We start from the raw sequence: 10,220 nt of genomic DNA, 5'->3' as shown, positions 1-10,220 counted from the left end.
CCCTATAGTGAGCGGTTTCCCCCCAGCCGAAGCCGCCATGACCCAGTTCCTCAGCATCCGCGGTGCGCGCACCCACAACCTCAGGAATGTCGACGTCGACATCCCCCGGGACCGCCTTGTCGTCATCACCGGTCTGTCGGGCTCGGGCAAGTCCTCGCTGGCTTTCGACACCATTTACGCCGAAGGCCAGCGGCGCTACGTGGAGTCGCTGTCGGCCTACGCCCGGCAGTTCCTGTCCATGATGGAGAAGCCCGACCTCGACCACATCGAGGGCCTGTCGCCGGCCATATCCATCGAGCAGAAGTCCACCTCCCACAACCCGCGCTCGACGGTGGGCACGGTGACGGAAATCTACGACTACCTGCGCCTGCTCTACGCCCGTGCCGGCGTGCCCCGCTGCCCGGACCATGGCACGGACCTGGCGGCGCAGACCGTGAGCCAGATGGTGGACCAGGTGCTGGCATTGCCCGAGGGCATGCGCCTGATGCTGCTGGCGCCCGTGGTGGATGACCGCAAGGGCGAGCACACGCAGCTGATCGCCGACCTGCGTGCACGCGGCTTCGTGCGCGCACGCATCGATGGCGTGGTGCACGAGCTCGATGCGCTGCCGAAGCTCGACCGGCGGCGCAAGCACAGCATCGAGGTGGTCGTGGACCGCTTGCGCGTCAGGCCGGACATCGCCACCCGGCTGGCGGAGTCCTTCGAGACGGCACTGGGCCTCTCGGGCGGCGTCGCCAGGACCGCGCCCCTGGAAGGCGGCGGGCCCGAGACGGTGTACTCGGCACGCTTCGCCTGCCCGACCTGCAACTACAGCGTGCCCGAGCTGGAGCCGCGCCTGTTCTCCTTCAACAACCCGGCGGGCGCCTGCCCGGCCTGCGACGGCCTAGGCGTGCGGGAATTCTTCGACGCCGAGCGTGTCGTCCACCACCGGCAGCTGTCGGTCGCCGGTGGCGCCATCCGCGGCTGGGACCGCCGCAACACGTACTACTTCCAGATGATGCAATCGCTGGCGGCGCACTATCGCTTCGACCTCGAAGTGCCGTTCGAGGAACTCCCGGAACGCATCCAGCGCCTGCTCCTCCAGGGCAGCAAGGGCGAGGAAATCCAGTTCCGCTACACCACCGGGCGCGGCACCACCGTCACCCGCCGCCACGCCTTCGAGGGCATCCTGCCGAACCTGGAGCGCCGCTACCGCGAGACCGAATCGGCCGTGGTGCGCGACGAGCTGGCCCGCTATCTCAGCTTCCAGCCCTGCCCCGACTGTGGCGGCACCCGGCTCAACGCCGCGGCACGCAACGTGTTCGTCGCCGGGCGTTCGCTGCCGGACGTCGCCGGGCTGTCGGTCAGCCAGGCGCTGGCCTTCTTCGATGGCCTGTCGCTCGGCGGCTGGCGGGGCGAGATCGCCACGCGCATCGTGCGCGAGATCGGCAGCCGGGTGCGTTTCCTGGCCGACGTGGGCCTGGAGTACCTGACGCTCGACCGCAGTGCCGAGACGCTCTCCGGGGGCGAGGCGCAGCGCATCCGCCTGGCCAGCCAGATCGGCTCGGGGCTGGTCGGCGTCCTGTATATCCTCGATGAGCCGTCCATCGGCCTGCACCAGCGGGACAACCAGCGCCTGCTCGGCACCCTCACCCATCTGCGCGACGTGGGCAACACGGTCATCGTGGTCGAGCACGACGAGGAAGCCATCCGCGCCGCCGACCACGTCATCGATCTCGGCCCCGGCGCCGGCACGCATGGCGGCGAGGTCATCGCCCAGGGCACGCCCGACGAGGTCATGCGCTCGCCGCGCTCGCTCACCGGCCAGTACCTCGCCGGCCGGCTGGGCATCCCGCTGCCGCAACAGCGCCAGCCGCCCGACCCGCAACTCGCCCTGACGCTGCGCGGTGCCCGGGGCAACAACCTGCGCGGCGTCACGGTGGCGATCCCGGTCGGCCTGATGACCTGCGTCACCGGCGTGTCGGGATCCGGCAAGTCGACGCTGGTGAACGACACCCTGTACCGGCATGCGGCGGAGCGGCTCAACGGCACCAGCCACGACGCCGCGCCCTGCGATGGCATCGACGGGCTGGAGCACATCGACCGTGTCATCGACATCGACCAGAGCCCGATCGGCCGCACCCCGCGCTCCAACCCGGCCACCTACACCGGCCTGTTCACGCCGATGCGCGAGCTCTATGCGGCAACCCAGGAAGCCCGCTCCCGCGGCTACGACGCCGGCCGCTTCAGCTTCAACGTCAAGGGCGGGCGATGCGAGGCCTGCCAGGGCGACGGCGTGATCCGCGTGGAAATGCATTTCCTGGCCGACGTGTACGTGCCCTGCGATGTCTGCCAGGGACGGCGCTACAACCGCGAGACACTGGAGATCCGCTACAAGGGACGCAGCATCAGCGAGGCGCTGGACATGACCGTCGAGGAGGCGCTCGGCTTCTTCGCCAACATCCCGGCCATTGCCGCCCGGCTCCAGACCCTTGCGGACGTCGGCCTGGGCTACCTGCGGCTTGGCCAGAATGCCACCACCCTGTCGGGTGGCGAGGCCCAGCGGGTGAAACTCGCCAGGGAACTGGCCAAGCGCGCCACCGGCAGGACGCTCTACATCCTCGACGAGCCGACCACCGGCCTGCACTTCCAGGATGTCGCGCAGCTGCTGGCCGTGCTGCTGCGCCTGCGCGAGCAGGGCAATACGGTGGTGGTGATCGAACACAACCTGGACGTGGTCAAGACCGCCGACTGGATCATCGACCTCGGCCCGGAGGGTGGCGATGGTGGCGGCGAGGTGGTGGCCATCGGCACACCGGAGTCGGTGGCCGCCAACCCGGGGTCGCACACCGGTCACTTCCTGGCGCCGGTGCTGGCACGCAGCCGCAGCGCCTGAACCGGCAGCGCCAGCGGGGCGGCAACAGAAAGGGCCGGGATCCTGCGATCCCGGCCCTTCCGGTGAACGTCCCGGGCAGAGGAGCGCAACGGCGCGCGCCAACCTGTCCCGGATTGTCCCTCTTCGCTTACTGCTGGGGCTTGGCAGCCTCGGCAGCGCTGTCTGCAGCCTGGCCGGCCGCATCGGCGGCAGCGCCGGCAGCCTCGCCCGCGGCATCAGCGGCAGCGCCGGCAGCCTGGCCGGCCGCATCAGCGGCAGCGCCGGCAGCCTCGCCCGCGGCCTGCGCGGCATCACCAGCGGCCTGCGCCGCCTCGCCCGCCTTGTCCGCAGCGTTCTGCATGGACTCGGCAGCCTTGTCCATCTGGGTTTCACCCGCCGGCTTGCCGCCACCGCAGCCCGCCAGCAGGAACACGGCGGCACCCAGCGCCGCCAGCAATTTCAGCATCCGCATATCAGCCCCCTGTTGGGTAAGTAAACCCGCTTAATATAGCGTCTGGCCGCCCGCAAGGAAATGCATGCAGCGCTGCGGCGTGCGCGAAAAACCCCTACGGCACCGGTACGCCGAGAGGCCGGATTCCCACCGCCCGGCGCACCGCGGACAGCAGGGGCGCCGCCATGGCCCGGGCTCGGCCGGCACCGGCACGCAGGATGGCCTCGACATCGCCCGGCGCCGCGACCAGCCGCTCGTACTCGGCCCGCGGGCCGGCGAGGTGGGCGTCCAGGTAGGCGAAAAGCTCCTCCTTGAGCTGGCCCCAGCCGGTGCCCTCGGCAAAGCGGCGCTTCATCGCCTCCGTCTCCGCCGGCGTGGCGAAGGCCCGGTAGATGTCGAACAGCGTCGAGCCTTCCGTGTCCTTGGGCTGGCCCGGCTCCAGCGAATTCGTCCTGATGCGCATGACGAGCTTGCGCAATTGCTTCTGCGGGGCGAACAGCGGGATGGTGTTGTCGTAGCTCTTGCTCATCTTGCGTCCGTCGAGGCCCTGCAGGATGGCCGTGCCCGCACCGATGTCGGCCTCGGGCAGCACGAAGTGCTCGCCGTAGTGGTGATTGAAGCGCTGGGCGATGTCCCGTGCCATCTCCACGTGCTGTTTCTGGTCCTGGCCGACCGGCACCCGGCTGGCACGGAACAGCAGGATGTCCGCCGCCATCAGCACCGGATAACAGAACAGCGCCATGGTGATGCCGCGATCCGGATCCGGCGAACCGGCCTCCTCGTTGGCCTGCACCGCGGCCTTGTAGGCGTGGGCGCGGTTCATGAGACCCTTGGCGGTGACCGACATCAGGATCCAGTTGAGCTCGGCGATCTCCGGCACGTCGGATTGCCGGTAGAACAGCGCCCTGTCTGCATCGAGACCCAGCGCCAGCCAGGTCGCGGCCACCTCCAGGCTCGAGCGGTGCACGGCATCGGGCTGCTGGGCCTTCACCAGCGCGTGGAGGTCGGCGAGGAAATAGACGGACTGCACGTCGTCACGCCTGCTGGCCGCCACGGCGGGCCGGATGGCGCCGACGTAGTTGCCCAGGTGCGGCGTGCCGGTGGTGGTGATGCCGGTGAGGACGATCTCTTTCTGCATGGTTCACGCGCGGCCGGGTCAGGCATCCGGCCGCATCCTGCGCGGTATCATGCCCGACCATGAGCCGTGATTTAAGCACTCAGCCCAGCTCACCGGCCTATGCCGCCCACGTCGCCGGCCTGTGTGCCCGCTACGAGGCGGCGGCGGCGCGTGGCGGCTTCGATGCCATCGCCGTGGGCAGCGGCCAGCTGGAATACCGTTTCCAGGACGACCAGGCCCACCCCTTCGTGGCCAGCGCGCATTTCCTGCAATGGGTGCCCCTCGGGGCGCATCCCGGTTCCGCGGTGCTGTTCGAGCCCGGCCGCCGCCCGGTGCTGGTGGTGCTGCAGCCCGAGGACTACTGGCACCAGCCGCCGGCGCTGCCGGCCGAGGAGTTCGCGCGGGAGTTCGAGTTGCGCGTGATCCGCGACCCCGGGGACCTGGCGGCCCTGCTGCCGGGCGCCGGCCAGCGGCTCGCCCTGCTGGGCCCGGAGGCGCAATGGGACGGACTCGGGCCCGTGGTCGAGGCGGCGGCGCGCAACCCGCCGGTGGTCGTCAATCATCTCCACTACCACCGCGCGACGAAGTCGTCGTGGGAGCTGGCCTGCATGCGCGGAGCGGCGGCCATCGCCGCGCCCGGCCACCAGGCCGCGCTGCGCGCCTTCCGCGCCGGCGCGAGCGAGTACGACATCCTCGCCGCCTTCCTCGCCGGCTGCCGGCAGACGGAACCCGAGCTGCCCTATGGCGCCATCGTCGCGCTGAACGGACATGGCGCCACCCTGCACTACCAGCATCGCGACCGGCAACCGCTGGCGGCGCGCGATGTCCACAGCCTGCTGATCGACGCAGGCTGCGCCTTCAACGGCTACGCCTGCGACATCACCCGCAGCCATGCCTTCCGCGACGACGAGTTCGCCGCGATGATCGCCGGCCTGGATGATCTCCAGCAGCAGCTCTGCGCCGCCGTGCGCCCCGGCCTGGCCTTCGCCGACCTGCATCGCTGCGCGCACCAGGGCGTGGCCGACCTGCTGCAAAGCTGGGGCCTGGTGCGGATGGCGCAGGAGGACATGATCCGCGAGCAGGTGACCTTCGCCTTCTTCCCCCACGGCCTGGGGCACCTGCTCGGCCTGCAGGTGCACGACGTCGGTGGCCACATGGCCGACGAGGCGGGCAACGCCCTGCAGGCGCCGCCCGACTTCCCGCGCCTGCGCTTCCTCCGCCGCCTGGAACCTGGCCAGGTGGTCACCATCGAGCCGGGCATCTACTTCATCGGGCCGCTGCTCGAGCGCCTGCGCGCCAGCCCGGCCGGCAGCCGCGTGGACTGGGATCGCATTGCCGGGCTCATGAAATACGGCGGCATCCGCATCGAGGACGATGTGCTGGTGACGGCCGGGGAGCCGGAAAACCTGACGCGGCCGCTGCTGGGCGACTGAGCCGGCGTGGCACCCTGCCGCATGACTGCGGCCCGGTCTCTGGGTTACGCTGCCGGGCTGATCCGCAACCCCCCAGAAGGCCCGCTCTTGTCCCCAGCTCCTGCCATCACCGCATCCGGGACCCGCCTCGCATTCCTCACTGCCGCCTTCCTGGCCCTCGCCGCCTGCGGTGGCAAGCCCGATACGGGATCCGCTCCGACAGGCCGGGCTGGTGCGCCCGCGCAACCCGGGCAGGCAGGACAACCGGGCGGTGCGCCGCGTGGTGGCCCGCCGGGTGCCGGCGCGCCGGGCCGCCCGGCGGCTGTCGCGGTGCTGGCAACCCGGGTGGCGCCGCGCGACTTCTTGGACCGCACCACGGCGCTGGGCACCGCGAAGGCGGCGGAGTCCATCGAGGTCACCTCGCGGATCTCCAGCACGGTGAGCGCGATCCACTTCCGCGAAGGGCAGGATGTGGCTGCCGGCACCCTGCTGGTCCAGCTCGACAACCGCGAGATCGGCGCCGCGCTGGCGCTGGCGGAGGCCTCGCTCCGGCAGAGCCGCAGCCAGTACGAGCGCAGCCTGCCGCTGGCGAAGACCGGCGTGCTGTCCACCTCGCAGATCGAGGAGCTGGAAGCCAAGATGAAGATGGACCAGGCGCAGGCGCAGTCCGCCCGCGCCCGGATGGCCGACACCTCCATCCGCGCCCCCTTCGCCGGCACCGTGGGCCTGCGCCGCGTCAGCATCGGCGACCTGGTGGGCCCCGATACCGTCATCACCACGCTGGACGACACCCGCGAGATCCGCCTCGAGTTCTCGGTGCCGGAGATCTTCCTCGGGGAAATCAGCACCGGCATGGCCATCCGTGCCCGCAGCAGCGTCTATCCCGAGCGCGACTTCACCGGCCGTGTCAGCAGCATCGACTCGCGGGTGGATCCCGCCACCCGGGCCGTTACCGTGGTTGCCGACATTCCCAATGGCGACCGGCGCCTGAAGCCCGGCATGTTCCTCACCGTCGCGCTGGAACGCTCGCGCAAGGACGTGCTGATGGTGCCGGAGGAAGCGCTGAGCCCGCGCCAGGGCAAGCAGTACGTGTATCTGGTGCAGGAGGGCCGCGCCCTCGAACGGCAGGTGGAGATCGGCGCGCGTTCACCCGGCCTCGTGGAGATCCGCGAGGGACTGGCCAGCGGCGACGTGATCGTCACCGAGGGCATCCAGCGGCTGCGTGACGGCCTGCCGGTCGAAGTCCTCCAGGGCGGCTGAGGCCAGGCACCATGTGGCTTTCCGACACCTCGGTCCAGCGCCCGGTCTTCGCCGCAGTCATCAGCCTGCTGCTCATCATCCTCGGACTGCTGGCGCTGGAACGCCTGCCGGTGCGCGAGTACCCCGACGTCAACCCGACCGTGGTCTCGGTGGATACCTTCTACCGCGGCGCCTCGGCCGAGGTCGTCGAGCGCCAGATCACCCAGATCCTCGAGGATGAGGTCGCCGGCATCGCCGGCGTGCAGAAGCTCACCTCCAGCAGCCAGGACGAGCGCGCCACCATCACGCTCGAGTTCGCCCTGGACCGTGATCCGGACGGAGCTGCCAACGATGTGCGCGAGCGGGTCTCCCGGGCCGTCAGCAAACTGCCCGACGAGGCCGACCCGCCGCAGATCACGAAGCAGGACTCCAACATGGACTCCACCATGTACGTCAACGTCTCGAGCAGCAGCCGCTCGATCATGGAGATCACCGACTTCGTGCGCCGCTACCTGGAGGACAAGCTGTCGGTGGTCGACGGCGTGGCCATGGTGCGCATGACTGGCACCCGGCAGTACGCCATGCGCATCTGGCTGGACCGCGAGGCCCTCGCCGCACGCCGCCTCACCGTGCAGGACGTCGAGGCGGCGCTGCGCAACGAGAACGTGGAGATCCCCTCGGGACGCATCGAATCCCAGCAGCGGGAGTTCACCCTGCGCACCGACACCGGCATGAAAACTGCCGCCGATTTTGCCTCGCTGGTGATCGGCCGCAGCCAGGACAACCGCGTGGTGCGCCTCGGCGAGGTGGCCGAGGTACGCCTCGACGCGGAGGACGACCGCTACGTGTCCCGTTCCGACGGCGTCCCCGGCATCAGCCTCGGCATCGTGCCCCAGTCCAAGGCCAACGTGCTGGCGGTGAATCAGGGGGTGATCGACGAGGTCGAGCGCCTCAAGGCCACGCTGCCCGACGACATCCATGTCGACGTCAACGTCGACTTCTCCATCTTCATCCGCGAGCAGCTCAAGGAAGTGCTGGAGACACTGGCCGTCGCCCTCGGCATGGTGCTGGTGGTGATCTTCGCCTTCCTCGGCTCGCTGCGCGCCACGCTCATCCCGGCCGTGACCATCCCGGTGGCGATCATCGCCTCGTTCATCGTCATGGCCATCATGGGTTACTCGGTGAATACGCTGACCCTGCTGGGTACGGTGCTGGCCATCGGCCTGGTGGTGGACGACGCCATCGTGGTGCTGGAGAACATCGTCCGGCGCATGGAACTCGGGCAACCGCCACTGCTGGCAGCCATCGACGGCAGCCGCGAGATCGGCTTCGCGGTGGTGGCGACCACCGCGGTGCTGGTGGCCGTGTTCGTGCCCATCTCCTTCATGCCCGGCAACGTCGGCCGGCTGTTCACCGAGTTCGGCATCACGCTGGCCGCGGCGATCGCCTTTTCCGGGCTGGTCTCCCTCACCCTGGTGCCGATGATGGCGTCGAAGATGTTCGCCGCCGGCATCCGGCGCCGGCGCCTGGCGGATGGCATCGACCGCTTCTTCAAGCAGGTCTCGGCCCGCTACCGCCGGGCACTGGAACCTGTGGTGCGTCGGCCCTGGATCGCCATCGCCGCGCTCGTCGGCACCGCCGTCGTCGGCGCGCTGCTGTTCCTGCGGCTGCCCTCCGAGTACGCCCCCACCGAGGACCGCGGCATGGTGGTGATGATGCTGCGCGGCCCGGAAGGAGCCACACCGAACTACATGGACCGCCAGCTGCGCCTGGTGGAGCGCACGCTGGCACCCTACGTCGAGGCGGGCATCGCCAAGCGGGTCGTGTCCCGCACCGGCATGTGGGGCGCCGGTGGTGACGTCAGCTCGGGTTTCATCTACATGCCGCTCAACGACTGGAGCAAGCGCTCGGTGTCGTCGCCGCAGATCGCGCAGGAACTGCGCCGCAAGTTCGATCGCATCCCCGGGGTCACTGTGCAGGTATTCCTGCCACCGAGCCTCGGCGTGCGCGGTGGCGGCCAGCCGCTGCAGGTGGTGCTGGGCGGCACCAGCTACGAGGAACTGGTGCAGTGGCGCGACAAGGTCATGGACCGGGTGCGGCGCGAGAATCCGCGCATCGTCGGGCTGCGCTCGGATTTCTTCGAGCAGAAGCCGAAGATCCGCGTCTCCGTGGACCGCGAGCGGGCCTCCGATCTCGGAGTCTCCGTCACCGCCGTCGGCCGCACGCTGGAGACCATGCTGGGTTCGCGCATCGTCACCACCTTCGTCGACCGGGGCGAGGAGTACAACGTGGTCCTGCAGGCGCGGCCCGAGGACCGGGCGAGCCCATCGGACCTGGGCGACATCTACGCCCGTTCGGCAGCCTCTGGCCAGCTCATCCCGCTGGCAAGCCTGGTGACGCTGGAGGAGACCGCCGGCCCGCGCGAGTTCAAGCGCTTCAACCGGCTGCGGGCCATCACGCTGATTGGCGGGCTGGCGCCCGGCTATTCGCTCGGCGACGCCCTGAAGTACATGGACAGCATCATCGCCGAGGAGCTGCCGCCCGAGGCCAGGGTGGACTACGATGGCGAATCGCGCGAATTCAAGAGCACGGGCAACGCCATCTACTTCACTTTCCTGCTGGCGCTGGTGATCTGCTTCCTGGTGCTCTCGGCGCAGTTCGAGAGCTTCCGCCACCCGCTGATCATCATGCTCACCGTGCCCATGGCCATTGCCGGCGGCCTGTTCGGCCTGTGGCTGACGGGCTCATCCATCAATGTCTACAGCCAGATCGGCGCGGTGATGCTCATCGGCCTGGCCGCGAAGAATGGCATCCTCATCGTGGAGTTTGCCAACCAGCTGCGTGATCGTGGCGTGGAGTTCACCGAGGCGATCATCTCCTCGGCTGCCATCCGCCTGCGGCCGGTCGTCATGACCAGCCTCTGCACCGCCTTCGGCGCCATGCCACTGCTCCTGGCCCGTGGCGCCGGCGCCGAAGCCCGCCAGACACTGGGTGCCGAGGTGTTCTTCGGCGTGCTGGTCTCGGTGTTCCTCACGCTGTTCCTGATTCCGGCGGTCTATGCGCTGCTGGCCCGCCAGACGCAGTCGCCGGAGCACATCGCACGGCAGGTCGAGGAACTGAAGAAGGCGGCCGGCAACACGGCGTAGG

Annotated in this window: 6 protein-coding genes; 4 read left to right on the top strand and 2 right to left on the bottom strand. The window is 69.6% G+C overall.

Annotated features, from left to right (window positions below; genetic code table 11):
- Window positions 1-37 precede the first annotated feature (37 nt).
- Window positions 38-2,875: an excinuclease ABC subunit UvrA gene (uvrA, locus tag HRU81_00255; protein QOJ30668.1), complete on the top strand. Its 2,838-nt coding sequence runs from the start codon at window positions 38-40 to the stop codon at window positions 2,873-2,875.
- A 127-nt stretch (window positions 2,876-3,002) separates the two neighbouring features.
- On the opposite strand, the gene HRU81_00250 is transcribed toward uvrA, so the two are convergent.
- Window positions 3,003-3,326: a hypothetical protein gene (locus HRU81_00250; protein ID QOJ30667.1), complete on the bottom strand. Its 324-nt coding sequence runs from the start codon at window positions 3,324-3,326 to the stop codon at window positions 3,003-3,005.
- Window positions 3,327-3,420: 94 nt separating this feature from the next.
- Window positions 3,421-4,443 carry a tryptophan--tRNA ligase gene (trpS, locus tag HRU81_00245; GenBank protein ID QOJ30666.1) on the bottom strand — a complete coding sequence of 341 codons (1,023 nt, stop codon included), beginning with the start codon at window positions 4,441-4,443 and terminating at the stop codon, window positions 3,421-3,423.
- 59 nt (window positions 4,444-4,502) lie between these two features.
- On the opposite strand from trpS, the gene pepQ reads away from it, so the two are divergent.
- The 3 genes from pepQ (at window position 4,503) to HRU81_00230 (ending at window position 10,219) form a co-directional block, all read left to right on the top strand.
- Window positions 4,503-5,855 carry a Xaa-Pro dipeptidase gene (gene pepQ / locus HRU81_00240; protein QOJ30665.1) on the top strand — a complete coding sequence of 451 codons (1,353 nt, stop codon included), beginning with the start codon at window positions 4,503-4,505 and terminating at the stop codon, window positions 5,853-5,855.
- 87 nt (window positions 5,856-5,942) lie between these two features.
- Window positions 5,943-7,094, top strand: a complete 1,152-nt coding sequence (locus tag HRU81_00235) for an efflux RND transporter periplasmic adaptor subunit (protein QOJ30664.1) — start codon at window positions 5,943-5,945, stop codon at window positions 7,092-7,094.
- Window positions 7,095-7,105: 11 nt separating this feature from the next.
- The gene (locus HRU81_00230; GenBank protein QOJ30663.1) at window positions 7,106-10,219 is read left to right on the top strand and encodes an efflux RND transporter permease subunit; all 3,114 of its coding nucleotides are present in this window, start codon (window positions 7,106-7,108) and stop codon (window positions 10,217-10,219) included.
- Window position 10,220 lies beyond the last annotated feature (1 nt).

The sequence above is a fragment of the Gammaproteobacteria bacterium genome (assembly GCA_015709695.1).
In the GTDB taxonomy this organism is placed as follows: domain Bacteria; phylum Pseudomonadota; class Gammaproteobacteria; order Steroidobacterales.
This window is presented reverse-complemented; position numbering and strand designations above follow the sequence as displayed.

Bases quoted from the DNA above. Each gene is read 5' to 3' on its own strand.
- uvrA (QOJ30668.1), top strand. From the start codon at position 38: ATGACCCAGTTCCTCAGCATCCGCGGTGCGCGCACCCACAACCTCAGG.
- HRU81_00250 (QOJ30667.1), bottom strand. From the start codon at position 3,326: ATGCGGATGCTGAAATTGCTGGCGGCGCTGGGTGCCGCCGTGTTCCTG.
- trpS (QOJ30666.1), bottom strand. From the start codon at position 4,443: ATGCAGAAAGAGATCGTCCTCACCGGCATCACCACCACCGGCACGCCG.
- pepQ (QOJ30665.1), top strand. From the start codon at position 4,503: ATGAGCCGTGATTTAAGCACTCAGCCCAGCTCACCGGCCTATGCCGCC.
- HRU81_00230 (QOJ30663.1), top strand. From the start codon at position 7,106: ATGTGGCTTTCCGACACCTCGGTCCAGCGCCCGGTCTTCGCCGCAGTC.